The organism is Streptomyces sp. NBC_00683 (assembly GCF_036226745.1).
Taxonomy (GTDB): domain Bacteria; phylum Actinomycetota; class Actinomycetes; order Streptomycetales; family Streptomycetaceae; genus Streptomyces.
This window is the reverse complement of sequence record NZ_CP109013.1, coordinates 4268216-4294129: the sequence shown is the minus strand read 5'-3', so window position 1 is coordinate 4294129 and position 25914 is coordinate 4268216. Positions and strand designations below refer to the sequence as shown.

Genomic DNA, 25914 nt, shown 5'->3' with positions numbered 1-25914 from the left:
CCCGGTGTCCCACCGGTCCTGTCCGCACTCTTTCAGTAACGGGCAGATCAGTCGTTGTCGGGCAGCACGACGTTGAGTGCCCAGGACACGACCGAGATGATGAGGCCGCCGAGGACGGCGGTCCAGAAGCCGTCGACGTGGAAGCTCAGGTCGAAGACACCGGCCAGCCACGAGGTAAGCATCAGCATCAGGGCGTTGACCACCAGGGTGACCAGCCCGAGGGTGAGAATGAACAACGGCAGCGTGAGCAGCTGCACCACCGGCTTGACGACAAAGTTGACCAGGCCGAAGAGCAGCGCGACCACTATGAGGGTCAGCACCTTGGGCCCGGTGTCTTCGCCGGTGAGCGTGATGTCCTGGAGCAGCCAGATGGCCACGGCCAGTGCACCCGCGTTGGCGATCGTCTTGACTACGAAATTCTTCATGTGTCTGATCGTGGCAGACAAGATCCGTGCCGGACACCGGCAGAACGGACGAGAACAGATGCAAGGGGCGGACAGGCGATGAAGGCATTCAGACTGGACGAGCTGGAGGCGGAGCGGGCCGCCAACGAGGGTGCCTACCTGCAGTTCATCCGGGAACGCAACATGTCCGTCGGCCTGTACGCACTGGACGCCGGCGAACTCGACCCCCAGAAGCCGCACAAGCAGGACGAGGTCTACTTCGTCGTGAGCGGCCGCGCCGCGATCACCGTCGGCATGGAGACCACACAGGTGGGCAGGGGGAGCGTCGTGTACGTTCCCGCCGGTACGGCCCACAAGTTCCACCACATCACCGAGGACCTCAGGGTGATGGTGGTCTTCTCTCCGCCGGAGAGCTGAGCCGGCACCTCGGGGTTCCCTAGGGGATCGGTCAGGGGACTTCAAGGGCTCCCGGGCCCCCACCGGCCACCCCCACGCCTCTAGCATCGAAGCAGGAACTCACAGAGACGAGGTAAGGACGATGGCGGTGCGGGAGATTTTCGCGGGGATGCCCTGGTGGGTGAAGTGGGTCGCGGTGCCTCTCATCGCGATCGTCGTGTTCGGTGGCCTCATCGCCAGCGTGGTCGGCTTCGTGATCGGTCTGCTGTTCAAGGCGCTGGTCTTCGTCGTCCTGGTGGGCGGTCTGATCTTCGTCGTGCGGAAGTTCATGGCGTCCTCCTCCTCCCGCAGCGACTGGTAGGCGCGAGCGGGGCCGGGTGCCGCGCAGCCGGGCGCGTGAGGGACGGGAGCCCGGCCACAGGTGCGGCGATTAGCCCAGCTGAGCTAAGTCCAGGATGAAACCTCACTCGTGACGGGCGGTGCCGATACAGTGGCAGACCGCTGCCGTCGGCTGGGAAATGACTGCCCGTCATCGTCCTGACCAGTGGTTTGTGCGACCGTCCGGTCTCCGGACCCCCGGCTCGCGGCGGGCCCGTGGGGGCGGCCCCCGCGGGAGGGCTGAATGCCCGTCACCATGCCTGGGGGTGACCTTTGACCACGGCATCGAGTACCGCTGTCCCGACGTTGATCGGTTCGGTTCAGCGGGCGTTGAGACTGCTGGAGGCTGTGGGCACCCATAGGGAAGGGGCGCCGGCGAAGCAGCTCGCCCGGGAAGCGGGGCTTCCTCTTCCTACTGCCTACCACCTGTTGCGCACCCTGACTCATGAGGGCTACCTCCGCAGGGAGAACGGTGTCTTCCTGTTCGGTGCCGCTGCCGAGCGCCTCGTCGGAGGCCGGGCGCCCGCACCCCGTCGTGGTGTGATCATCGAATCGCTCGCGCACTGGGCCGATGTCATCGGGGCGCCCGTGTACTGCGCTGTCTACCGGGATGGGGAGATCGACCTCGTCGCGGTGGCCGATACGCCCGACTTCCCCGCCGTCGAGGAGTGGGCCGCCTTCCGTGAGACCGGCCATGCACATGCTCTCGGCCAGTGTCTGTTGAGCCAGCTCGACGAGAGGGCGCGCGAGGACCATCTGGACCGTCACCCAGTGCAACCACTGACGCGCTACTCCGTCAGGGATCGTCCGGCGTTTCTCGACCGGATGAGATCAATGAACCGTACGGAACCTGTCATTGAACGACAGGAATACGCGCTGGGAACGGTCTGCGCGGCCATCCCGATCACGGTGGGAACCGCCGTTGCGGCCATGGCCATTTCACTGCCTCTGGACCAAGAGGAACGGTTGCTCCCCGCAGTCGAACAACTACGCTGTGAAGTGACCAGCCTCTTGCGCTCGTTCGTGTTCTCTATCAGTATCTGAAAAATCACTCCTTGTGATCTGCTATCGCGTGCACCACGATGGCGTCAATAGGGCCATGGGGGATCATTCCTGGCCAGATTCATCTACTGCGGGGTTGAACGATGCGCGAGTCGGTTCAAGCAGAGGTCATGATGAGCTTCCTCGTCTCCGAGGAGCTTTCGTTCCGTATTCCGGTGGAGCTCCGGTATGAAGTGGGCGATCCGTACGCGATCCGGATGACCTTCCACCTGCCAGGTGACGCCCCCGTCACCTGGGCCTTCGGCCGTGAGCTGCTGCTCGACGGTCTCAACAACCCGAGCGGCGACGGCGATGTGCACATCGGCCCGACCGAACCCGAGGGGCTCTCGGACGTACACATCCGGCTCCAGGTCGGCACGGACCGTGCGCTCTTCCGCGCCGGCACGGCGCCTCTTGTGGCATTTCTCGACCGGACGGACAAGCTGGTGCCACTCGGACAGGAGCACACGCTGGGTGACTTCGACGGCAATCTGGAAGAGGCGCTGGGCCGCATCCTCGCCAAGGAACAGAACGCCGGCTGAACAGGGACCACACGCTGAACAGGCAACACCGGTGCCACATGGGCCCGGCGTTCGCGCTCACGCCTTACGGCGTCGGCCCCTCCCGGTCCGTACGGGGGCAGGAGCTCCGGCTTCCGCGCCGAGCCCCGTGCGGTCCGCGGAGACCACCAGGGCCGCGAGCACCGTCGTCACCGGCACCGAGGCGACCAGCCCGATCGATCCGACCAGGGTCCGGACGATCTCCATCGCGACCAATTCGCTGGTGGCCACCGTTCCCACGCTGCTCTGGGCGATGGAGAAGAGCAGCAACAGGGGCAGCGCGGCGCCCGCGTAGGCGAGTACGAGCGTGTTGACGACCGAGGCGATGTGGTCGCGCCCGATCCTGATGCCCGCCCGGTAGAGCCGCCGTACGCCCATCGTCGGGTCTGCCTGGTGCAGTTCCCAGACCGCCGACGTCTGGGTGACGGTCACGTCGTCGAGAACGCCGAGCGAGCCGATGATCACACCGGCCAGCAGCAGGCCGCTCATGTCGATGTCCGGGAACAGCCCGTGGATCAGACCGGTGTTGTCATCGGTGTTGCCGCTCAGGCTCGCCCAGCCGATGAAGAGCGAGCCCAGCAGCCCGATCAGCAGCAGCGAGACGAGTGTGCCGATGACGGCCACGGAGGTGCGCGCGGTCAGCCCGTGGCACATGTAGAGGGCGATCAGCATGATGGCGCTGGCCCCGATCACCGCGACGACGAGCGGATTCGAACCCTGCAGGATCGCCGGGAGGATGAAGAGCGTCAGCACGGCGAACGAGACCGCGAGCGCGATGAGCGCCATCAGCCCGCGCAGCCTGCCCACCACGATCACCGCGAGGGCGAAGATCCCGGCGAGCAGGGCCATCGGGAACGTGCGGTCCACGTCGGTCACCGAGTACTGCAGATCACGGGGCGCGTCGGGCGCGTACGCCACCACCACCCCCTGGCGGTCCTTCAGTTGCCTGGTCGAGTCGGGCTGGATGATCTCGACGAAAGTACGGCCCTTGTCCTTGCCGCTCGTCACCTCGATCGTGGCCTTCTTGCACAGCCCCGACTGCTCGTTGACCGCCTCACGCCCCGAAGGCGTCGAGGTGTCGCCGGTCGGCGGCACCTGCGCGGCGTTCACGTCCGCGCAGTCCACCCTGGCGATCTCCACCACCTTGCCCTGCTGGGTCTGCCGGTCGAAACCGACACCCGTGCGCTCGTGGGAGGGCGCGCCGCCCGGCCAGAAGGCCACGAGACCGACCAGGACCGCGGCGGCGAACGGGATCAGCACGGCGGCGATGACCTTGCGCAGGTGCTTGGACACGGGCGCGGCGGGGCCATGGCTGTGGGTGTGGCCCGGCGCATGGCTCTGCGTGCTGCCGGACTCGGGGCCGTGCGGTTCGGGGGCGCTCGGGGAGGACGTCACCGGGAGATCATCCCAAGAACGGGAGAGGCCCTCTGGCCAGCACGCCAGGAGGGAGGCTAGCGTGGAGGCACATTTGCACACGCGGGAGCTCGGAGCACCGGGCTGAGAGGGCGCTGACCTCCGTACATCCGTACGGGACACGCTGCGCCGACCGCCGAACCTGTTACCGGGTAATGCCGGCGTAGGGAGTAGGTCTCATGACCACAGCGGACGCACGCACGCCTGCCTCGAAGCAGAATGCGCAGAACACCCAGAATGCGCAGAACGCGGCGAACAGCGAGGCCGGGAAGTCCATCGGCTGGCACAAGGGGTACGTCCAGGGCTCGCGCCCGGACCTCCGGGTGCCGGTCCGTCAGGTGCACCTCACCAACGGCAAGGACGTGACGCTCTACGACACGTCGGGGCCGTACACCGATCCCACCACCGAGACCGATGTCCGCCGCGGGCTCACGCCCCTGCGGGAGAACTGGATCATCTCGCGCGGCGACACCGAGGAGTACGCGGGCCGCCCCGCACGCCCCGAGGACGACGGGCTCAAGCACACATCGCCGCGCGGCGGTCTGCGCAACCTCGACGCGGTCTTCCCCGGCCGCCCCCGCCAGCCCCGCCGCAGCCGCGACGGGCAGCCGGTGACACAGCTCGCGTACGCCCGCCGCGGCGAGATCACTCCGGAGATGGAGTACGTCGCGATCCGGGAGAACGTGGCGCCCGAGGTGGTGCGCGAGGAGATCGCGGCGGGGCGGGCCGTACTGCCGGCCAACGTCAACCACCCGGAGATCGAGCCGATGATCATCGGCAAGCGGTTCCTGGTGAAGGTCAACGCCAACATCGGCAACTCCGCGGTGACCTCCTCCATCGAGGAGGAGGTGGACAAGATGACCTGGGCGACCAAGTGGGGCGCCGACACGGTCATGGACCTGTCCACCGGCCGCAACATCCACACCACGCGTGAGTGGGTCCTGCGCAACTCCCCCGTGCCGATCGGCACCGTTCCGCTCTACCAGGCCCTCGAGAAGGTGGACGGCCGGGCCGAGGAGCTGACCTGGGAGATGTACAAGGACACCGTCATCGAGCAGGCCGAACAGGGCGTCGACTACATGACGGTGCACGCCGGGGTCCGGCTGCCGTACGTCCCGCTGACGGCCCGCCGCAAGACCGGCATCGTCTCCCGCGGCGGCTCGATCATGGCGGCCTGGTGCCTCGCGCACCACAAGGAGTCGTTCCTCTACGAACACTTCGAGGAGCTCTGCGAGATCCTCGCGGCCTACGACGTGACCTACTCGCTCGGTGACGGACTGCGCCCCGGCTCCATCGCCGACGCCAACGACGAGGCGCAGTTCGCCGAACTGCGCACGCTCGGCGAACTGAACACCGTCGCCAAGCGGTTCGGCGTCCAGACGATGATCGAGGGCCCGGGCCATGTCCCGATGCACAAGATCAAGGAGAACATCGACCTCCAGCAGGAGATCTGCGAGGAGGCGCCGTTCTACACGCTCGGCCCGCTGACCACCGATGTCGCCCCGGCGTACGACCACATCACCTCGGGTATCGGTGCGGCGATGATCGCCTGGTGGGGGACGGCGATGCTCTGCTACGTCACGCCCAAGGAGCACCTGGGGCTGCCGAACAGGGACGACGTGAAGACCGGCGTGATCACCTACAAGATCGCCGCGCACGCGGCGGATCTCGCCAAGGGGCACCCCGGGGCGCAGGAGTGGGACGACGCGCTGTCGGACGCCCGGTTCGAATTCCGCTGGGAGGACCAGTTCAACCTGGCGCTCGACCCGGACACGGCGCGGGAGTTCCACGACGAGACGCTCCCGGCCGAGCCGGCGAAGACGGCGCACTTCTGCTCCATGTGCGGCCCGAAGTTCTGTTCGATGAAGATCAGCAGGAGCATCACGGAGCAGTTCGCCCCCGACCACCTGCTCCCCTCGGCTTCGGAAGAGGAGATCGAGGCGGGGATGCTGGAGAAGTCCAAGGAGTTCGCCGCGAGCGGCAACCGCGTGTACCTGCCGCTGGCGGACTGACGGCGGCGGAATCGCCGGAAGTCACGGCGCTGTCCTGGGTGTTGCGTGCCCGGGGCGGCGCCGCCTGGCTGTTCATCAGATTGTCCGCATTGAACCCGAAGAGTATGAGCAATAGCTGGTTTCACGTGATGAGTCCTCCGATCGCCTGATTACAGAGGCAGTTCGGCGACGGAAGGGACACGGAAACGTGGCAGGTCTATGTACGTTTCGGCAGGGACATGTCCTGGCTTGACCGCTTCCTTATCTGTGCCTTACCTTCCGCTGTGCTTGGCCGAAAAGGTGTGCGCCCCGACCGGGGGCGCCAGGGGAGGGAAACACAGTGAGCTGGTACCTGAACGTACTCAAGAACTACGCGGGCTTCAGCGGTCGTGCGCGCCGCAAGGAGTACTGGATGTTCGCGCTCTTCAACGTCATCATCGCCGGGGTCCTGCTCGGTATCGGTGCTGCCATCGACACCCAGATCCCGTACATCATCTACATCCTCGCTGTGATCATCCCCTCGCTCGCCGTCGTCGTCCGCCGGCTGCACGACACGGGCCGTTCGGGCTGGTGGTTCCTGATCTCGTTCGTCCCGCTCGTGGGCGGCATCATCCTGCTCGTCTTCATGTGCTCCGAGGGCGCGCACGAGGCCAACGAGTACGGCGCGAACCCCAAGCTGGCTCCCCAGGGAGTCTGACGGGGGCGCTCCGACCGGGTCGGAGCACCGCGCACAGAACAACGCGGAGGCCGGGTGCAGCAGCGAGCTGCCCCGGCCTTCGCCGTGCCGGAAACGCGAAAGGGCCACCGTGGTGCCGGATCGCGACCGGGATCACTCGGGCTGGTGCTCGGGGCCGCCGAAGTCGGGACTGGTGAAGTCGGGGCTGGTGAACGACGGACGCGGTCCGGCCGAGGGGCCGTCCTGCGGGCCGGAGAAGTCCGGTCTGCTGTAGCCGATCTTCGGGATGCGGTTCGCCGAGCGGTGTGGGGTCCGTGAGGCAGGCCCCGCGGTCGGGTCGGCCAGGGCGTCCCGCAGGAAGGGCAGGATGCCGCGCTCCAGCAGTGCGTGGCGCCAGGCTTCCCTGGCGCGTGCCACGTCCTCGGGCAACTCCTGCTCGTCGTCCATCGCCGGCAGCGCGGTGGCTCCGTTCCGCAGTGCGGTGAGGAGGAGCCCGACCGCGGCGACCAGGATGGCCGCGGCGGCGACCGCCGCGAAGAACCATCCGGCGGCGACCAGAGTGCCGCCGAACGCCAAGGACGGGCTGACCGCCTTCAGGAGATAGCCGACCAGCAGGAATATGAGGGCGGCGGAGCCGGCGAGCACAGGGGCCAGCGCGGCGATGACGGCAAGGGTTCCCGCGCCGGCCCCGTCTGTTTCGTCCGGGGCCGGTCCGAGGGCTGACCCGAGGGCGGATTCGGGGCCCGACGCGTCGGCCGGTCCTCGCAGTTCGCCGCGGACCTTCACGTAGTGGTCGTACTCGGTCGCGGCGGCTGCGGTGATCAGAGCGGTGGCGTTCAGCGCCATCGTCCGCAGTTGTTCCGCGTTGAGCCGGTCCCCCACACCGTCCAGATCCGGGCGTTCGTGAGCGTGGCGCAGAGAGTCGGCAAGGATCCGCTCGTACTCGGGTCGGTCCTCGGCCAGCAGGTGCGGAGCGCTTTTCATGTGCATCCCCCGATGCTCCGTAGGGCCTGATCGACCGCCTGGGCAGGGCAATCGGGCGGAAACGGAGGAGAGCCTGCTACTGATACGCCGATGGTAGAGCGACCACGGCACGGGTTGACAGGGGGTTTCCGGAAATAGGCCCAGTCGTCGGCGTTGTCAGGTCGTGGGTGCGTCTTCCCCGACAGCCGTCAGTCATTCAGGGGAAGTTGGACAACCAGTAGCTTTCCGGCCATGGTCACTCCGCCGTCCATGGCGATGGCAAGCCCGTCCGCGTACACGTGCGGACCGTCCACCACGGGGCGGGCGCTGTCTTCGCCGTCCTCGGATCCGACCTCGCCGAGCAGGTACGGGATGGGGCTGTGACCATGCACGACGCGCTGTCCGCCGTACGTCGACATCAGCTCGCGAACGGCCTGCGAGCCGCCCTCGTCGCGGAAGGCGAACCGCTTGGTGAGCTTGCGGAAGAGGTCCCAGCACTCATCGGCGTCGTTGCGCGTGAGAATGGCGTGCACCGTGTCGTTGACGTCCTCGATGGTGGAGCCGTAGTCGAGGTAGGCCGTCGTGTCGGAGTGCATCAGCAGGTGCCCGTCCTCCTCGACGACCGCGTCGAGCCGGGCCATCCACTGCAGATGGACGTCCTGGAGCCGCTCCATGTCGGTCTTCTGGCCGCCGTTGAGCAGCCAGGCCGCCTGGAAGGTCGCGGTACCCGCACCGGAGTTCACCGGGGTGTCGCCGAACCTCTTGGCACCGAGGAGCAGCAGTTCGTGATTGCCCATGAGGGCCTTGCAGTACCCGCCGGCCGCCGCGGCCTCGGCCGAGAGCCGCATGACGAGATCGATCACGCCGATACCGTCCGGGCCCCGGTCGGTGAAGTCGCCGAGGAACCACAGTCTGGCGTTGCCGGCGGACCACCGGCCCTCGGAGTCGATGAGGCCCTGCCGGCCGAGGGCGGCAAGGAGCTCGTCCAGGTAGCCGTGGACGTCGCCGACGACGTAGAGGGGCCCCCGTCCCGTGCCGGAGGCCGGCCGGGGCTGGGGAACGGCCTGCACCTGGACGGTGTCGCCGCGGTTGATCACGGGAAGATCGCGCGCCGTGGGGGTGTACCCCTCCGGCTCGTCGCCGATGACGGCGTTGCCGGGATGCGGCAACGGCGAAGGCATCGGCGCCTGCGCATACGGCGGTACGCGGAAGTCACGCAACGTCGCTGTCCGCACCACGGGTTCCTGACCGGCCCCCTGAGTCATCGACCCCTCCACCACCGTCGCGCCGCCGTACACCTGACGGGCCCTGCCTGGTAGAGGTGGTCCGCGGTGTCGTGCGCCCATCATAGGAATGCGGATCGTGCTCTGGGACGCACCAGGGGTGGTGAATCCGAGTGCACGCATGGTTCACCGACCGTTTGGTCCGGATTAATCCGATCAGTCCCCGGCGGGGGAGCGCGGCGGGCTGACCGTGGTGCGCGGCGGACGCCGCTGCGAGGACGTCCGGACGATCAGTTCCGTCGGTATCACCTGCTCCAGCGGTCCGTCGTGCTCGACGCCCTCGATGGCGTCGATGAGGAGCTGGACGACAGCCGTGCCGATTCTCCGCGGCTTCAGCGAGAGCGTCGTGATGGGGGGATCGGTCGCCGCGTACACGGTGGACTCGCTGCAGCAGACCACCAGCAGGTCCTCGGGGACCCGCAGGCCGTAGCGGCGGGCGGCGGCGAGCAGATCGGTCCCATTGGGGTCGAAGAGGCCGTAGACGGCGTCGGGCCGGTCCGGGCGGGCGAGGAGCCGGTCTGCCGCCACGGCGCCCGCACAGGGGTCGTGGGCCGGATAGGACTCGTAGACCGGGTCCTGGCCCACCCGCTCGCACCAGTGGAGGTAGGCGGTGGTCGAGAGGCTGGTGTAGGTGTCGGTGGTCGTGCCGGTCAGAAGCCCGATGCGGCGGGCTCCGGCGGCGGCCAGGTGGTCGAGGAGGTCGAGTACGGCTGCCCGGTGATCGTTGTCGACCCAGGCGGTGACCGGCAGCGTGCCGGCCGGCCGTCCGTCCGACACGACAGGCAGGCCCTGCCGCACGAGTTCGGTGACCACCGGGTCCTGGTCGGAGGGGTCGATGACGACGGTGCCGTCCAGGGCGACGTTCGACCAGACGTCGTGGCGCGAGGTGGCGGGGAGGATGACCAGGGCGTAGCCGCGGGCGAGCGCCGCCGATGTGGCGGCTCTGGCCATCTCCGCGAAGTAGGCGAACTCGGTGAAGGTGAAGGGTTCGTCCCCGTACGTGGTCACGGTGAGGCCGATGAGCCCCGACCTGCCGGTACGGAGGGTGCGGGCCGCGGCGGACGGGCGGTAGCCCAGCCGCTCGGCGACCTCGCGGACATGTCGGCGGGTGGCGTCCGGGAGCCTGCCCTTGCCGTTGAGCGCGTCGGAGACGGTCGTGATGGAGACTCCGGCCGCGGCGGCTACATCCCGGATCCCCGCCCGTCCCTGTCGGCCGCTGCGCCGGGGCGTCTCTGTCCGGCTCACCTGGTGCTTCCCTGCTGCTGTCATGGCGAGCCGATAGTAGGGCTCCGGCGGTGGGTTGGGCCGGTCGCATATGCGTACGTTGACAGGCACGTTTCTGCATGATCATGAGGCATTAAATGCCTTGTAAATCAAGGGTGTTGGCAGGTTGGAGGCCAATGTGTCATGTGTCGGTGTACATAGGCCTGCTAATTGGTTCATGTCTCGAAGAGGTCTCAACTCACCTGTTCGAGTGATGCGCGCTACGGAGTGAGCCACCGGCGCGCGCCATGGGGCGCGGCGCTCCCCCCGGAGGGCTCGTCGTTCCGTCGGGCATTAACGGTCCTTTCCGGCACAGCGGACGATTCTCCGGTCAGGCCATTCGCAGGGACGTCGAATCCTCTTAAGGTGAGCAGTATTGATGTGTACGGATGGTCGAGGAGGACCTGCGGTGAGCGAGACGAGCCCCAAGCTGCGTGCCGAGCTGGATGGTGTGCCTGCCTATGTGCCGGGCAAGCCGGCGGCTGCCGACGGACCGGTTGCTTTCAAGCTGTCCTCCAACGAGAACCCGTATCCGCCGCTGCCGGGGGTCATGGAGTCCGCACTCGGCGCCGCCGCGAACTTCAACCGGTACCCGGACATGGCCTGCACCGGCCTGATGAACGAGCTGGCCGACCGGTTCGGTGTGCCGGTCTCCCATCTGGCCACCGGTACCGGCTCGGTCGGAGTGGCCCAGCAGTTGCTCCAGGCCACTTCCGGCCCGGGTGACGAGGTCATCTACGCGTGGCGTTCCTTCGAGGCCTATCCGATCATCACCCAGGTCAGCGGTGCGACCTCGGTCAAGGTGCCGCTCACCGACGGCGAGGTGCACGATCTCGACGCGATGGCGGGGGCGATCACCGACCGCACCCGGATGATCTTCGTCTGCAACCCGAACAATCCGACCGGCACCGTGGTGCGCAGGGCGGAGCTGGAGCGCTTCCTGGACCGGGTGCCGGGCGATGTGCTGGTGGTGCTCGACGAGGCGTACAAGGAGTTCATCCGGGACGCCGACGTGCCGGACGGCATCGAGATCTACCGGGACAGGCCCAATGTGGCGGTGCTGCGGACCTTCTCCAAGGCCTACGGCCTGGCGGGTCTGCGGGTCGGCTTCGCGGTGGCGCACGAGCCGGTGGCTGCCGCCCTGCGCAAGACCGCTGTCCCCTTCGGTGTGAGCCAGGTCGCCCAGGACGCCGCGGTGGCCTCGCTGCGGGCGGAGGACGAACTGCTGGGCCGGGTCGGGTCGCTGGTCGGCGAGCGCACCCGGGTGTACGAGGGCCTGGTGAAGCAGGGCTGGACCGTGCCCGAGTCCCAGGCCAACTTCGTCTGGCTCCGGCTCGGGGACCGTACGCTCGAATTCGCCGCGGTGTGCGAGCGGGCGGGTGTGATGGTCAGGCCGTTCGCGGGTGAGGGTGTGCGGGTCACGATCGGTGAGACCGAGGCCAACGACGTGTTCCTGAAGGTGGCGGAGTCGTTCCACAAGGAGCAGTAGGAGGGCGGCTCGACCGCCTGCGTGCCGGTGGCCCCGGACCTCGTTCGACGAGGTCCGGGGCCACTGTGCTGAGCGCCCGGACGGGCATGGACGCGGTGTCCGGTATCGGTGGCTCGGTCCGGTCGGCCGGAAAGCACCCCCCGCGCGATGGCTTCGAAGATGTGTGCGCCATAATTGCTTGTGAATGTGAACGCGTTCACAAGCGCGCCCCGTTTCATCCCGTGATCGGTGGGATTGGTGGGGCAAGCTGCGGCTGTGATCACGGCGACGTAAGGAGAAAAGGGCGTGAACCTAGCTCTGGCGCCAGAGACTCTGGCGCGATGGCAGTTCGGCATCACCACCGTCTACCACTTCCTGTTCGTCCCACTGACGATCTCCCTCGCCGCCCTCACGGCCGGCCTGCAGACCGCCTGGGTGCGCACGGACAACGAGAAGTACCTCAGGGCCACGAAGTTCTGGGGCAAGCTCTTCCTGATCAACATCGCCATGGGTGTGGTCACGGGCATCGTCCAGGAATTCCAGTTCGGCATGAACTGGTCCGACTACTCGCGGTTCGTCGGTGACGTCTTCGGTGCGCCGCTCGCCTTCGAGGCGCTGATCGCGTTCTTCTTCGAGTCCACCTTCATCGGGCTGTGGATCTTCGGCTGGGACAAACTGCCGAAGAAGATCCATCTCGCCTGCATCTGGATGGTCTCCATCGGAACGATCCTCTCGACGTTCTTCATCCTGGCGGCCAACTCCTGGATGCAGCACCCGGTCGGCTACCGGATCAACGAGGAACGGGGCCGTGCCGAGCTCACGGACTTCTGGCACGTGCTCACCCAGAACACCGCGCTCACCCAGTTCTTCCACACCATCACGGCGGCGTTCCTCGTCGGCGGCGCGTTCATGGTCGGCATCTCCGCCTTCCACCTCGCGCGCAAGAAGCACATCCGGGTGATGCGGACATCGCTGCGCCTCGGACTGGTCACGGTCGTGGTCGCCGGCCTGCTCACCGCGGTCAGCGGTGACCTGCTCGGCAAGGTGATGTTCAAGCAGCAGCCGATGAAGATGGCCGCGGCGGAAGCCCTGTGGGAGGGGGAGCACGGCGCGCCCTTCTCGCTCTTCGCGGTGGGCGACGTCGCCAAGGGGCACAACACCGTAGAGGTCTCGATCCCCGGAATACTGTCCTTCCTCGCGGACGACAGTTTCACCTCGTACGTCCCCGGCATCAACGACATCAACAAGGCGGAGCAGGAGAAGTTCGGGCCCGGTGACTACCGGCCGAACATCCCCGTGGCCTTCTGGAGCTTCCGCTGGATGATCGGCTTCGGCATGGCGTCCTTCGGGCTCGGACTGCTGGGGCTGTGGCTGACGCGGAAGAGGTTCATGCTGCCGCCGGCCCTGCGGACCGGTGAGGACGAGGTGCCGCATCTGGTGCTCTTCAAGAACAAGGCACTGAGCCCGAAGCTCACCCGGCTCTACTGGGTCGTCGCCCTGTGGACCATGCTCTTCCCGCTGATCGCCAACTCCTGGGGCTGGATCTTCACGGAGATGGGCCGCCAGCCGTGGGTGGTGTACGGCGTGTTCCAGACCCGTGACGCGGTCTCCCCCGGTGTCTCGCAGGGGGAGGTGCTCACCTCGATGATCGTCTTCACGGCGCTCTACGCGGTGCTCGCCGTGATCGAGGTCAGGCTCCTCCTGAAGTACGTCAAGGCCGGACCGCCGGAGCTCACGGAGGCCGACCTCAATCCGCCCACCAGGATCGGCGGCCATGACCAGGACGCCGACAGGCCCATGGCCTTCTCCTACTGAGAGCAGCGGAGCTGAGAGATGGAACTCCACGACGTCTGGTTCGTGCTCATCGCCGTCCTCTGGACGGGGTACTTCTTCCTGGAGGGATTCGACTTCGGAATCGGCGTACTGACCAAGCTGCTCGCCCGTGACCGCAAGGAACGGCGCGTACTGATCAACACGATCGGGCCCGTCTGGGACGGGAACGAGGTGTGGCTGCTCAGTGCGGGCGGCGCGACCTTCGCCGCCTTTCCCGAGTGGTACGCCACGCTGTTCTCCGGCTTCTACCTGCCGCTGCTGATCATCCTGGTCTGCCTGATCGTGCGCGGCGTGGCCTTCGAGTACCGGGCGAAGCGGCCGGAGGAACGGTGGCAGACCAACTGGGAGCACGCGATCTTCTGGACCTCCCTGATCCCGTCGGTGCTCTGGGGTGTGGCCTTCGGGAACATCGTCCGGGGCGTGAAGATCGACGCCGACATGGAGTACGTCGGTAACTTCTGGGACCTGCTCAACCCTTACGCGATCCTCGGCGGGCTGGTCACGCTGTTCCTCTTCACCTTCCACGGCGCCGTGTTCGCCGCGCTGAAGACCGTCGGGGACATCCGGGAGCGGGCGCGCAAGCTGGCGCTCGGACTCGGTCCGGCTGCCGCGGTACTCGCCCTGGGCTTCCTCATCTGGACCCAGGCGGACAACGGCGACAGCTGGAGCCTGGGGGCGCTGATTGTCGCCGCGGTTTCACTGACCGGCGCGATCGGGGCCATCGCGAGGGGACGGGAGGGCTGGTCGTTCGCGCTCTCGGGACTGACCATCGCGGCCGCCGTCACCATGCTCTTCCTGACGCTCTTCCCGAACGTCATGCCGTCCTCGCTGAACGACGCCTGGAACCTGACGGTGACCAACGCCTCTTCGTCCCCGTACACGCTCAAGATCATGACCTGGTGTGCCGCGGTCGCGACTCCGGTGGTGCTGCTGTACCAGGGCTGGACGTACTGGGTGTTCCGCAAGCGCATCGGCACGCAGCACATCGCCGATCCGCACTGACGGGCGGCAGGTGGCAGGCCGAAGCCGACTGCCGACTGCCGAAAGGCACAGACGCTGCGTCAACAGGTGCTGCGTCGAACGACTGGCATGAGCTCACTGGGGAGCTGTTTCACGTGAAACCGATCGATCCGCGTCTGCTTCGGTACGCCCGCGCCACCCGTCTGTTCCTGGCGGCCGTGGTGGCACTCGGACTGGTCGGCGCAGCCCTGGTGATCGCCCAGGCCATGCTTGTCGCCGAAGTGGTGGTGGGCGGATTCGAGGACGGGCTGACCGTTTCCGGACTCCGCACACCACTGCTGCTGCTCGCCGCGGTCGCGCTGGGCCGGGCGCTGGTGGCCTGGCTGACCGAGCTGGCCGAGTACCGGGCGAGCGCCGCGGTCAAGTCCGAACTGCGCGGCAGGCTCATGGAGCGGGCGGCAGCCCTGGGTCCGGACTGGCTGAGCGGACAGCGCACCGGTTCGCTGGTGGCTCTCGCCACCCGGGGTGTCGACGCGCTCGACGACTACTTCTCGCGCTATCTCCCGCAGCTGGGACTCGCGGTCGTGGTTCCGGTGGCGGTTCTGGCCCGGATCGTCACGGAGGACTGGGTCTCGGCCGCGATCATCGTGGTGACACTGCCACTCATCCCCCTCTTCATGATCCTCATCGGCTGGGCCACCCAGTCCCGCATGGACCGTCAGTGGCGGCTGCTGTCGCGGCTGTCCGGGCACTTCCTCGATGTCGTCGCGGGGCTGCCGACGCTGAAGGTCTTCGGCCGCGCCAAGGCGCAGGCCGAGTCGATTCGCACCATCACCTCGCAGTACCGCATGGCCACGCTGAAGACGCTGCGGATCGCCTTCCTGTCTTCGTTCGCGCTGGAGCTGCTGGCGACGCTCTCCGTGGCGCTGGTCGCCGTGACGGTCGGGATGCGCCTCGTCCACGGGGAACTCGACCTCTACACCGGCCTGGTGGTCCTCATCCTGGCGCCCGAGGCCTTCCTGCCGATCCGGCAGGTGGGTGCTCAGTACCACGCCGCAGCAGAAGGGCTCTCGGCCGCCGAGGAGATCTTCGCGGTGCTGGAGACCGAACCCCGGCCCGTGGGCGCCCAGGATGTTCCGCCCTCGTTGCGGCTGGAACTGGAGCATGTGACGGTCCGGCACCGGGGCCGTGCCGAACCCTCGCTGGATGCCGTGTCCCTGGTGGTGGAGCAGGGGGAGACCGTCGCCCTGGTCGGCCCCAGCGGGGTGGGCAAGTCCACGCTCCTGAACGTGGTGCTGGGGTTCGCCGTGCCCGACGAGGGGCGGGTACGGGTCGGCGGGACCGACCTGTCCGACCTCTCCCCCGAACGCTGGCGCGAGCAGATCGCGTGGGTCCCGCAGCGTCCTCATCTCTTCGCCGGAACGATCGCGGAGAACGTACGGCTGGCGCGTCCGGACGCGGACGACGACGCGGTCACGGCGGCGCTGCGGGACGCGGGGGCGCACGACTTCGTGGCCGGCCTGCCGGACGGGGTGCGGACACCGCTGGGTGAGGACGGTGCCGGGCTCTCCGCCGGCCAGCGCCAACGGCTCGCACTGGCACGGGCGTTCCTTGCCGACCGGCCGCTGCTGCTGCTCGACGAGCCGACCGCGAGCCTGGACGGTGAGACGGAAGCGGGCATCGTCGACGCGGTACGGAGGCTGGCGGCGGGGCGCACGGTGCTGCTGGTCGTGCACCGCCCCGCGCTGCTCTCGGTCGCGGACCGGGTGGTGGCGCTGGAGCCGCGGGCGGCCGGGGCGGACATCGTACGGTCGGCGGTGGCGGGCCCGAGCGGGGCGGACGGGCTGGACGGGGCCAACGGGCTTGACGACCCGGCGGCCGGGGCTCCCGGTGGGCCGATGTACGGGGGCGACCCCGAACTGCTCAAGGACACCGCCCCGAGGACCGGCGGCCGGGTGCTCGGCAGGGTCAGGGAGGCCGCCGGTGCCCAGCACAGGAAGCTGGGTCTCGCGCTGCTGCTGGGCAGCCTCGCCGTGGGCTCGTCCGTCGGCCTCATGGCTGTCTCCGGCTGGCTGATCTCGCGTGCGTCGGAGCAGCCCCCGGTGCTCTATCTGATGGTCGCGGTCACCGCGACCCGGGCCTTCGGTATCGGCCGGGCCGTATTTCGCTATGCCGAGCGGCTGGTGTCCCACGACGCGGTGCTCAGGATGCTCGCCGAGCTCAGGGTCGCCGTGTACCGAGGGCTCGAACGCATCGCCCCGGCCGGCCTGCGTACGACACGGCGCGGCGACCTGCTGTCCCGGCTGGTCTCCGACGTGGACGCGTTGCAGGACTACTGGCTGCGCTGGCTGCTGCCCGCAGGAACCGCGCTCGCGGTCGGGGCCGGCGCTGTCGGCTTCACCGGCTGGCTTCTCCCGGAGGCCGGCGCCGTCCTGGCCGTCGGCCTGCTCCTTGCCGGCGTGGGCGTGCCGCTGGTCAGCGGGGCCTGCGCCCGGCACGCGGAACGCCAACTGGCTCCGGCCCGGGCCGTGCTGGCCACCAGGATCACCGATCTGCTCGGCGGAACGGCGGAGCTGACCGTCGCCGGTGCGCTGCCCTCCCGCAGGAGTCAGTTGCGCGCGGCCGACGGCACACTCACCCGGATCGCCTCGCGCGCCGCGACCGCGACCGCACTCGGCGGCGGACTCTCCGCGCTGATCTGCGGCCTCACCGTCGTCGGTGCCGCACTCGTCGCCGTTCCTGCGGTGCTCGACGGACGGCTGGCCGGGGTGGAGCTCGCCGTCGTCGTCCTCACCCCGCTGGCAGCGTTCGAGGCCGTGGCAGGGCTGCCGCTCGCCGTGCAGTACCGCCACCGGGTCAAGCAGAGCGCCGAGCGGGTCTACGAGGTGCTCGACGCCCCCCTGCCGGTCCGGGAGCCCGCCGCACCGGCCGAGGCGCCTGCCTCCCCCTTCCCGCTCTCCGTAAGGGCGTTGTCGGCGCGCTACGAGGGAGCCGAACGGGACGCCCTGCACTCCGTGGACCTGACGCTGCTCCCGGGGAAGCGGGTGGCTGTCGTAGGGCCGTCCGGCTCGGGAAAGACGACGCTCGCCCAGGTTCTGCTCCGCTTCCTGGACGCACGGGAGGGGACGTACCGGCTCGGCGGCGTCGAGGCGGCCGAGCTGGACGGGGACACGGTCCGGACATTCGTCGGGCTGTGTGCCCAGGACGCCCATGTCTTCGACAGTTCCATCCGCGAGAACCTCCGGCTGGCGCGCACCGGCGCCACGGACGGCGAGCTGCGGGACGCGCTCGCCCGGGCGCGGCTGCTGGACTGGGTCCGGGCGCTGCCGGACGGCCTTGACACCCTGGTGGGCGAACACGGCGCCCGGCTCTCGGGCGGCCAGCGGCAGCGGCTCGCGCTGGCCCGTGCACTCCTTGCGGACTTTCCCGTCCTCGTCCTCGACGAGCCCGCAGAGCACCTCGATGTGGCCACAGCTGATGCGCTGACGGCCGATCTGCTGGACGCCACCCGGGGACGTACGACCGTGCTGATCACCCATCGGCTGGCAGGACTCGACGCGGTGGACGAGGTCCTGGTGCTGGACGGAGGCCGCGTGGTGCAGCAGGGAACGTACGCCGCCCTCGCCGCCCAGGACGGCCCGTTGCGCCGGATGCTGGATCGCGAGCAGGAGCCGGAGCGGCTGGAGGAGGCGCGGCTGCGGGAGGCGCGGCTGCGGGAGGCGCGGCCGGCAGAGGTGCGGATGTGACGGCGGGAGACGGCGGCCGACTTTCCGGACGAATCATGACTAACTAGGCTCGGTTCATGCCTGAGCAGGACGCGAAGGACTCACCCGATGCCACGGCGCAGGCCGACGAGAGCCTGCAGAGACTCTCCACGGAACTGACCGCCCGTGTTCCGCAGCTGCTGGACGCCATGCGGTCCCTCGGTACGGGGCTGCAACTCCATTCCACCCTCGAGCGCATCTGCGAGACCGCGGCCGAGCTCGCCCACGCCCGCTACGCGGCGATCGGCGTGGTCGACGATTCGGGCGACGGCCTTTCCGACTTCATCAGCCACGGAGTCCCGGGAGAGATCGCCCACGCCATCGGGCGCCGGCCCGACGGCCGTACCGGGCTCCTCGGCGCACTGATTCATGATCCGGTTCCCATCATGCTGTCGGACGTGACGGCCGACCCGCGCTTCACCGGGTTCCCGCCCGCCCACCCCAGGATGCGGACCTTCCTCGGGGTGCCGATCCGAGTCCAGGGCGAGATCTTCGGGAATCTCTACGTGGCGGAGAAGCACGGCGGGGCCGACTTCGACGACAACGACCTGCACATGCTGCGGGTGCTCGCCACGGAGGCCGGGATCGCCATCGGGCATGCGCAGTTGTACGAGGCCGCACGCCAGCGGGAACGGTGGATCGAAGGTTCGGTGGCCGTCACCACCGCCCTTCTCTCCGGTGGGGACGCCGACGACGCGCTGGCTGTCGTCGCCGAACAGACACGCCGTCTCGCCGACTCCGCCGCAGGAATCGTCCTGCTCCCGGCCGAGGAGGGCGGCCTGGAGATCGTCGCCGTCGCCGGCACCAAGCCGTCCGCCTCGCTCGGAGTGATCATTCCGTCCCGAAGCCCCGTGGTGGCGGCACTCCTCAGGGGCGAGGCGGTCTTCATGGACGACGCGGCCACCGACCCCCGCATGATCACCAGGCTGTCCCACCAGTTCGGCCCGCACATGCTGCTGCCGCTGCGCAGCGGCGGACGGGTGCTCGGCGCGCTCTCCGTCCCACGGGAACGGGGCGGTCGCCCGTTCACCCAGGCGGAGCGCACGCTGGCCACCCAGTTCGCAGCGCAGGCAGCCCTCGCGCTGAAGATGGCCGAAGCGCAGCGCGACCGGGAGCGGCTCGCGGTGTACGAGGACCGGGACCGGATCGCCCGTGACCTCCACGACCTCGTCATTCAACGCCTGTTCGCCGCCGGGATGATGCTGGAACGTGCGCAGCGCCGCTCGACCGTACCCGCGGTGCAGAACGGCGTCGGACGGGCTGTCGACGAACTGGACGTGACCATCCAGGAGATCCGTACCGCCATCTTCGCGCTGCAGCAGGAACCGGCCGAGGCGCCCTCCGGACTGCGGACCCGGGTACTGCGGGAGATCAACATGGCGGCGGTGCCCCTGGGCTTCAAGCCGTCGCACCGCTTTCTCGGCCCCGTCGACTCACTGGTCGGCGAACTCGCGGGCAAGAACCTCATCGCGGCGCTGCGCGAGGCACTGTCCAACACGTTCCGGCACGCCGGGGCTTCCAGGGTCGAGGTGAGCGTGGATGCCACCGCGACCCTCCCCGACGGGCGGGACGCGGTGCGGCTCTCGGTCGTCGACGACGGGGTGGGCATCCCGGACAGCGGACGGCGCAGCGGACTGCGCAACCTCGCACGTCGTGCGGAGTCCCTGGGGGGAGCGAGCTGGTTCGGGCCGGGGGAGGACGGCGGTGGTGCGGCGGTGGTCTGGGAGGTCCCGCTCTGACGACGCCGGGACATCGGCAGGGACCCTGCCGTGCCCGTGCGGGCGGTGTCAGCGGGCGGCGAGGATCCGCTCGATGACGACCGCGACACCGTCCTCGTCGTTGGAGAGGGTCACACCGGAGGCGGCGGCCACCGCGGCCGGGTGGGCATTGCCCATCGCGAACGAGGCGCCGGCCCAGCTCAGCATCTCGACGTCGTTGGGCATGTCCCCGAAGGCGACCACTTCGGCCTGGCTGATGCCGCGCTGCGCACAGCACGCGGCGAGCGTGGCGGCCTTGGAGACCCCGAGTCCGCTGATCTCCAGGAGGGCGGTGGGACTTGAGCGGGTGAACGAGGCCCGGTCCCCCGCGGCCTCACGGGCCAGCGTGAGGAAGGCGTCCGGCGCCAGTTCGGCGTGGTGGGCCAGGACCTTCAGAACCGGGGCCGCGGAGCCCGGTGCCTCCTCGTGGAGGAGCTTCTCCGCGACGGCGACCGTGGCCCCCGGGTCCATGTGGAAGGGCGGGTAGGCAGGTTCGTAGTGGATGCCCGTGGTCAGCTCGACCGCGAAGGAGACCCCCGGTGCGGCCTCCCGGAGAACATGGACCACGTCCAGGGCCACGTCGCGCTCCAGCGGGTGGACCTCGATCAGCCGGCCGTCCGCGTGCAGATCGGCGACGGCGGCCCCGTTCGCGCAGATCGCCATGCCATGACCGTGCACGTGGGTGCTCACGACGTCCATCCAGCGGGCGGGTCGCCCGGTGACGAAGAAGACTTCGATCCCCGCCTCCTCCGCTGCGGCGAGGGCGGCGACGGTGCGGTCCGACAGGGTTTTGTCGTCGCGCAGCAGGGTGCCGTCCAGGTCGGTGGCGATCAGCCGTGTCACGGCAGGCAGAGGCGAGTCGATAGCTGAGGTCACCTGCCCATTCTCCCGCATGGAGTTGCCCAGGCGTGCAGAGGGGCGCACATCTGAGATGGCGTGCCCCTGAACTGCAGAACATGTCAAAGGCATATGCCGACGGCTGTTCGGCCGCGAATCGCCGCCCGAGCGCGGGAGAGCGCAGCCGGACGGGGGCGAGACGCGGCCGAAGACGGCCGGATGCGGGCCCGGACGGTCAGCCGAGCTGTGACAGGCCCTCGGTGGCGATCCGCTCGAACACCTTCTCGTCGACGGCGAAGTCGGAGTCAGGCACCGGCCAGTGCACGACGATCTCGGTGAAGCCGAGCTCGGCATGCGTACCGGCGAAGTCCACGAACGCGTCGAAGGATTCCAGCGGACGGTCCGGCGTGAAGCCGGTGAGCAGGACCTTGTCCAGCTCCGAGACATCCCGGCCCACGGACTCGCACGCCGCTCCGAGCCGGGAGACCTGTCCGCGGATGGCCGCGACGGACTGCTCCGGGGTGCCGCTCTCGTACAGCTTCGGATCGCCCGTCGTCACCCATGCCTGTCCGTACCGTGCCGCCAGCTTCAGGCCCCGCGGCCCCGTGGCGGCGATCGCGAAGGGCAGCCGGGGGCTCTGCACGCAGCCGGGGATGTTCCGGGCCTCGTTCGCGGAGTAGAGCCGGCCCTCGTGCGTCACCGAAGGCTCCCGCAGCAGCCGGTCCAGGAGCGGCACGAACTCGTCGAAGTGGTCCGCGCGCTCCCGCGGCGTCCACGGCTCCTCGTCGCTCCTGCGCAGCGTCGTGGCGTCGAAGCCGTTCCCGCCGGCACCGATCCCGAGCGTGATCCGCCCCGCGGAGACATCGTCCAGCGTGATGAGGTCCTTGGCGAGCGTCACCGGGTGCCGGAAGTTGGGTGAGGTGACCAGGGTGCCCAGGCGCAGCCGCTCCGTGGCCGCAGCAGCGGCCGTCAGGGTCGGGACCGCGCCGAACCACGGGCCGTCGCGGAAGGTCCGCCAGGCCAGATGGTCGTAGGTGTACGCCGCGTGGAAACCCAGTTCCTCGGCGCGGACCCACAGGGCCCGGCCGCCGTCGTGCCAGCGGCGGATGGGGAGGATCACGGTGCTCAGGCGGAGTGAGGACGTCATGCACCCGACTCTACGGCGATGCGCGGCGTCCTCGACTTCGGTGGGGGCGGAGCGGGCGCGGGGAGACCGGACCCGGCGGCCGTACCGTTCGCGCGGTCAGTCGCGCAGCCGCAGGAACTGCGGTGGTACGGAGTCGGTGAGCCACACCCCGTTGGTACTGACGTGAAAGATGTGGCCCGCCCGGTGCATGGCGCCCGCGTCCACGGAGAGGATGACCGGCACCCCGCGCCGTGCGCCGACGCGAGTCGCCGTCTCGCGGTCGGGCGAGAGGTGGACGTGGTGGCGGTCCATGGGCCGCAGCCCCTCGGTACGGATCACGTCGAGCACCCGGCCCACCGTGCCGTGGTAGAGGTACGCGGGTGGCTCGGCCGGTGGCAGCCCGAGGTCGACCGTGACCGTGTGGCCCTGGTTCGCCCGGATGCGGTCGCCGTCCACGGCGAAACGCTGCTTGTCGTTGGCCGCGACGACATGGTCGAGCTCGGCGCGGGTGATGGGGAACCCGTGTCCGGCGCATGCCCGCATCAGTTCGTCGATCGGCACCCAGCCGGAGGGGTCGAGGGTGATTCCGATCCGTTCCGGCTGATGCCGCAGGTGCTTCGACAGGTACTTGGACACCTTGACGGTGCGTCGCTCGTCCATCCCGTCAGAGTGCCCGCAGCGTCCGTCCCGGCGCACCCCGATTTTGCTCAGAGTTCGTGACACTCATTGGGTGCCCAGGTTTGATCCACAGCCAACTCAAGTTATCCACAGGCTATTTGGCGATTCTGTGGACAAGTCGCGTGGCTTTTAAGGCTTTTGTCCAAGTCATTCAGATTTAGCATGAGATGAGGTCAACGCATCCAATGTTCGCGCCTGAACCTCCCGTTCAGCTGCCGCCGCTACGAAGGCGGCGATGCCCTGGGAGCCAACAAGAGCCTGAACAGCCTGCATTGTCGAAGCCGGGATGAGCACCGGCTGCGGTCCGGGGTGCTCGGCGGGCGCATCGGGTGCGGTGAGGTGCTTCTGCAGATGGCGAACCGCCAACCGGCTCATGGCGCGCGCCAGTTCGGCATCCACGACGTGCTGTGCGAGCGGTCGCAGGCGGCGCACCATCGAGGCCGCTTCCGCCGCGTCCGTATCGGTTCGCCTCCGATGGCCCGCGTAGCGGGCGAAGACGTGCTCGGTGGTGAACTCCAGGAAACGGGACGCGATGTGCTCGACCTGCGGCCGGAGTTCCCCCAGGTGTCCGGAGATTGCGGACAGAGGAACTCCGGCAGCGTGCAACTCCACTGCCACGGACAGCTCTTGAGGACTCGGAACCAGGAATTCGTCGACGTCTCCCGGCGCGGGCTCGAGTACGCCGAGAGCGACTGCGTCCGCCACCGCGTCGGCGAACCCGTCCGTCACCGCACCCTCCACCGGCGCGCCGCCCGGCGTCCCGCCGAACCTCGCCTCCAGCTCCGCCCGCGTGATCCGGCCGGCCTCCTCGTCCGACCACGGGCCCTGCACCTCGGCGACCAGGCCGAGTACTCCGCCGAGCCCGCGTCCCGTGTCCCAGGCGTCGAGCAGCTCCCTGATGCTGGACAGGGAGTAGCCGCGGTCCAGCAGGCCGGCGATCTGCCTGAGGCGGGTCAGATGTATCTCCCCGTAGACGTTGGCCCGCCCGCGCCGCTCCGGTGCCGGCAGCAGGCCGCGGTCCTGGTAGGCGCGGATCGTACGGACGGTCGCACCACTCGCCTGCGCCAGGTCCTCGATCCGGTACTCCGGGGCGACCGGGCCTTGGTCGTCCGGAGGGTCAGCCGGAGCGTTCCGGCCCTGCGTTCCTGATGGTCGGGGCCCGGTCACAGCGGCGGCTTCAGCCGGGCGATCCCACGCAGTACTCCGGGGCTGATCCGCGACAGCAGCCGGGAGCCGCGGGCCTCGGGCGTCACCGGCACGACGGCCCGGTTGTGCACCACGGCCCCGAGGATCGCGTCGGCGACCTTCTCCGGCGGGTAGTTACGGAGCGCGTACAGGCGGCCCGTGCGCTTCCGGAGGCGGCTCTCCTCGGCCGCATCCGTTCCGGCGAAGCGTGCCGTCCCCGTGATGCCGGTGTTGACGATGCCAGGGCATATCGCACTGACACCGATCGACTGTTCGGCCAGCTCCGCACGGAGGCATTCGCTGAGCATCAGCACGGCGGCCTTCGAGGTGCTGTACGCGGGCAGCGCCCTCGACGGCTGGTAGGCGGCTGCCGAAGCGATGTTGACGATATGGCCGCCCTGGCCGCGGGCGGCCATCTGCTTGCCGAAGATCCGGCAGCCGTGGATGACACCCCACAGATTGACGTCGAGGACGTTCCGCCAGTCCTGGCTCGTGGTCTCCAGGAAGGAACCGGACAGTCCGATCCCGGCGTTGTTCACCAGGACGTCGACGACTCCGTACTCCGCCGCGACCTTCTCGGCGAGCTTCTCCATCGCCTGCTCGTCGCCGACGTCCACCACCTCGCTCCAGGCGTCCTGCGCACCGGACCGTAGGGCCTCCTGTGCCGCCCGGGCCGCCCCCTCCGGGTCCCGGTCCACGACCACCACGCGTGCGCCCGCTTCCGCGAACGCGAGGGCGGTGGCCCGGCCGATGCCGCCGGCCGCGCCCGTCACCAGGACCAACTGCCCGCCGAACCGGTCCGCGTGGGCCCCGGTCGCCGCGGTCTCCGGCAAGGACGGGCCGCTCGTGCCGACCGCCTCACCGGCCGTGACGAAGTCGCTGATCCAGGCTGACAGCTGGTCCGGCCTGGTACGCGGCACCCAGTGCTTGGCAGGAAGGGACCGACGGACCAACCGGGGTGCCCAGGAGCCGAGTTCGTCGTAGAGCGTCGCCGAGAGGAAGATGTCACCGGTCGGGGTGATCAGCTGGACGGGCACATGGGCGACCGCGTCGGTGCGAGGTCTGCGCAGGCGGGCCCGGACGTTGTCGCGGTAGAGCCAGGCCCCGTGTGACGCGTCCCTCGGAAGCGAGGACGTCGGATAGCCGTCCGCGGGCACCCTCTCCATCCGCCGCAGAATGCGCGGCCACTGCTTGCCGAGCGGCCCGCGCCAGGCGAGCTCGGGGAGGACGGGCGTGTGCAGGGCGTACACGTACCAGGACTTGGCGCCCTGGCCGAGCAGCTGACCGAGGCGTCGTGGCGTGGGGCGGGACACCCGCTGCTTGATCCAGTGCCCGAAGTGGTCCAGGGACGGGCCCGACATCGAGGTGAACGAGGCGATCCGGCCCTTGGTCCGCTCGACCGTGGCGAACTCCCAGGCCTGGACCGAGCCCCAGTCGTGGCCGACCACGTGCACCGGCCGGTCCGGGCTCACCGCGTCCACGACGGCCAGGAAGTCGTCCGTGAGCTTCTCCAGCGTGAAGCCGCCGCGCAGGGGTCTGGGCGCCGTCGACCGGCCATGTCCCCGCACGTCGTACAGCACGACGTGCCAGTGCCCGGCCAGCCGCAGCGCGACCTGCGACCAGACCTCCTTGCTGTCCGGATAGCCGTGCACCAGGACGATCGTCGGCCGCGTCGGGTCGCCCAACTCGGCGACGCACAGCTCGACTCCGCCCGTACGAACCCAGCGCTCGCGCGCGCCTTGCAGATTCACGCAGCCCCCTTGGTCTGTGCGGTGTCGCGGTACGTGCCCGTAACGTGACACTGATGAATGTGACAATCCCTGGCGGCTGCGTCAAGGGGTGTGCCGGGCCTGTGGACAACGGCATGTGGACAACTCGGTGCGGACGCGGACGCGGTACGGGGCGGGCAGGGTGTGAGGGCGGCACGGGCACGGCGCC

General features: G+C 69.0%; 21 protein-coding genes. 11 read left to right on the top strand and 10 right to left on the bottom strand.

Annotated elements, in window-relative coordinates:
* Positions 1-47 precede the first annotated feature (47 nt).
* Positions 48-425, bottom strand: coding sequence for a phage holin family protein (locus OG257_RS19235; protein WP_329209028.1), 378 nt, complete (start codon positions 423-425; stop codon positions 48-50).
* A 78-nt stretch (positions 426-503) separates the two neighbouring features.
* Between OG257_RS19235 and OG257_RS19230 the strand changes: the two genes are divergently transcribed.
* The 4 genes from OG257_RS19230 (at position 504) to OG257_RS19215 (ending at position 2761) form a co-directional block, all read left to right on the top strand.
* A complete protein-coding gene (locus tag OG257_RS19230) occupies positions 504-821 on the top strand; it encodes a cupin domain-containing protein (protein ID WP_329209026.1) in 318 nt (105 codons plus the stop codon).
* Positions 822-948: 127 nt separating this feature from the next.
* Positions 949-1161 (top strand): DUF5326 family protein, encoded by a 213-nt coding sequence (locus OG257_RS19225; protein ID WP_329209024.1) that lies wholly within the window; start codon positions 949-951, stop codon positions 1159-1161.
* Between the two features lie 290 nt (positions 1162-1451).
* Entirely contained in the window at positions 1452-2222 is a 771-nt protein-coding gene (locus tag OG257_RS19220) for an IclR family transcriptional regulator (RefSeq protein WP_329209022.1), read from the top strand.
* Positions 2223-2323: 101 nt separating this feature from the next.
* The gene (locus tag OG257_RS19215; protein ID WP_329209020.1) at positions 2324-2761 is read left to right on the top strand and encodes an SsgA family sporulation/cell division regulator; all 438 of its coding nucleotides are present in this window, start codon (positions 2324-2326) and stop codon (positions 2759-2761) included.
* A gap of 57 nt (positions 2762-2818) precedes the next feature.
* Here the strand turns inward: OG257_RS19215 and OG257_RS19210 are convergent, their stop codons facing one another.
* Positions 2819-4174 carry a YibE/F family protein gene (locus OG257_RS19210; protein WP_329209019.1) on the bottom strand — a complete coding sequence of 452 codons (1356 nt, stop codon included), beginning with the start codon at positions 4172-4174 and terminating at the stop codon, positions 2819-2821.
* A gap of 197 nt (positions 4175-4371) precedes the next feature.
* On the opposite strand from OG257_RS19210, the gene thiC reads away from it, so the two are divergent.
* Positions 4372-6204: a phosphomethylpyrimidine synthase ThiC gene (gene thiC, locus OG257_RS19205; RefSeq protein WP_329209017.1), complete on the top strand. Its 1833-nt coding sequence runs from the start codon at positions 4372-4374 to the stop codon at positions 6202-6204.
* A 319-nt stretch (positions 6205-6523) separates the two neighbouring features.
* Positions 6524-6880, top strand: a complete 357-nt coding sequence (locus tag OG257_RS19200; RefSeq protein WP_329209016.1) for a DUF805 domain-containing protein — start codon at positions 6524-6526, stop codon at positions 6878-6880.
* A 132-nt stretch (positions 6881-7012) separates the two neighbouring features.
* Here the strand turns inward: OG257_RS19200 and OG257_RS19195 are convergent, their stop codons facing one another.
* The 3 genes from OG257_RS19195 to OG257_RS19185 form a co-directional block, all read right to left on the bottom strand.
* Positions 7013-7849 (bottom strand): hypothetical protein, encoded by an 837-nt coding sequence (locus OG257_RS19195; protein ID WP_329209015.1) that lies wholly within the window; start codon positions 7847-7849, stop codon positions 7013-7015.
* A 182-nt stretch (positions 7850-8031) separates the two neighbouring features.
* Positions 8032-9087: a metallophosphoesterase gene (locus tag OG257_RS19190; protein ID WP_329209013.1), complete on the bottom strand. Its 1056-nt coding sequence runs from the start codon at positions 9085-9087 to the stop codon at positions 8032-8034.
* A gap of 174 nt (positions 9088-9261) precedes the next feature.
* A complete protein-coding gene (locus OG257_RS19185) occupies positions 9262-10374 on the bottom strand; it encodes a LacI family DNA-binding transcriptional regulator (RefSeq protein WP_329209012.1) in 1113 nt (370 codons plus the stop codon).
* A gap of 403 nt (positions 10375-10777) precedes the next feature.
* On the opposite strand from OG257_RS19185, the gene hisC reads away from it, so the two are divergent.
* From hisC to OG257_RS19160, 5 genes are all read left to right on the top strand, one after another.
* Positions 10778-11857 carry a histidinol-phosphate transaminase gene (gene hisC / locus OG257_RS19180; protein WP_329209011.1) on the top strand — a complete coding sequence of 360 codons (1080 nt, stop codon included), beginning with the start codon at positions 10778-10780 and terminating at the stop codon, positions 11855-11857.
* 285 nt (positions 11858-12142) lie between these two features.
* Positions 12143-13651: a cytochrome ubiquinol oxidase subunit I gene (locus OG257_RS19175; RefSeq protein ID WP_329209009.1), complete on the top strand. Its 1509-nt coding sequence runs from the start codon at positions 12143-12145 to the stop codon at positions 13649-13651.
* A gap of 18 nt (positions 13652-13669) precedes the next feature.
* Positions 13670-14671, top strand: coding sequence for a cytochrome d ubiquinol oxidase subunit II (cydB, locus tag OG257_RS19170; protein WP_329209007.1), 1002 nt, complete (start codon positions 13670-13672; stop codon positions 14669-14671).
* 113 nt (positions 14672-14784) lie between these two features.
* On the top strand, positions 14785-18375 hold the full coding sequence (gene cydD / locus OG257_RS19165) for a thiol reductant ABC exporter subunit CydD (protein ID WP_329209005.1): 3591 nt from the start codon (positions 14785-14787) through the stop codon (positions 18373-18375).
* Positions 18376-18431: 56 nt separating this feature from the next.
* The gene (locus OG257_RS19160; RefSeq protein ID WP_329209004.1) at positions 18432-20132 is read left to right on the top strand and encodes a sensor histidine kinase; all 1701 of its coding nucleotides are present in this window, start codon (positions 18432-18434) and stop codon (positions 20130-20132) included.
* 48 nt (positions 20133-20180) lie between these two features.
* Here the strand turns inward: OG257_RS19160 and OG257_RS19155 are convergent, their stop codons facing one another.
* The 5 genes from OG257_RS19155 to OG257_RS19135 all read right to left on the bottom strand — a co-directional run bounded on the left by OG257_RS19155 (position 20181) and on the right by OG257_RS19135 (position 25727).
* Entirely contained in the window at positions 20181-21026 is an 846-nt protein-coding gene (locus OG257_RS19155; protein WP_443054442.1) for a Cof-type HAD-IIB family hydrolase, read from the bottom strand.
* A 196-nt stretch (positions 21027-21222) separates the two neighbouring features.
* Positions 21223-22134 (bottom strand): LLM class flavin-dependent oxidoreductase, encoded by a 912-nt coding sequence (locus tag OG257_RS19150; RefSeq protein WP_329209001.1) that lies wholly within the window; start codon positions 22132-22134, stop codon positions 21223-21225.
* Positions 22135-22230: 96 nt separating this feature from the next.
* Entirely contained in the window at positions 22231-22773 is a 543-nt protein-coding gene (locus OG257_RS19145; RefSeq protein ID WP_329208999.1) for an RNA 2'-phosphotransferase, read from the bottom strand.
* A 165-nt stretch (positions 22774-22938) separates the two neighbouring features.
* A complete protein-coding gene (locus OG257_RS19140) occupies positions 22939-23868 on the bottom strand; it encodes a MerR family transcriptional regulator (protein ID WP_329215188.1) in 930 nt (309 codons plus the stop codon).
* A gap of 86 nt (positions 23869-23954) precedes the next feature.
* Positions 23955-25727: an SDR family oxidoreductase gene (locus OG257_RS19135; RefSeq protein WP_329208997.1), complete on the bottom strand. Its 1773-nt coding sequence runs from the start codon at positions 25725-25727 to the stop codon at positions 23955-23957.
* Positions 25728-25914: the final 187 nt, after the last annotated feature.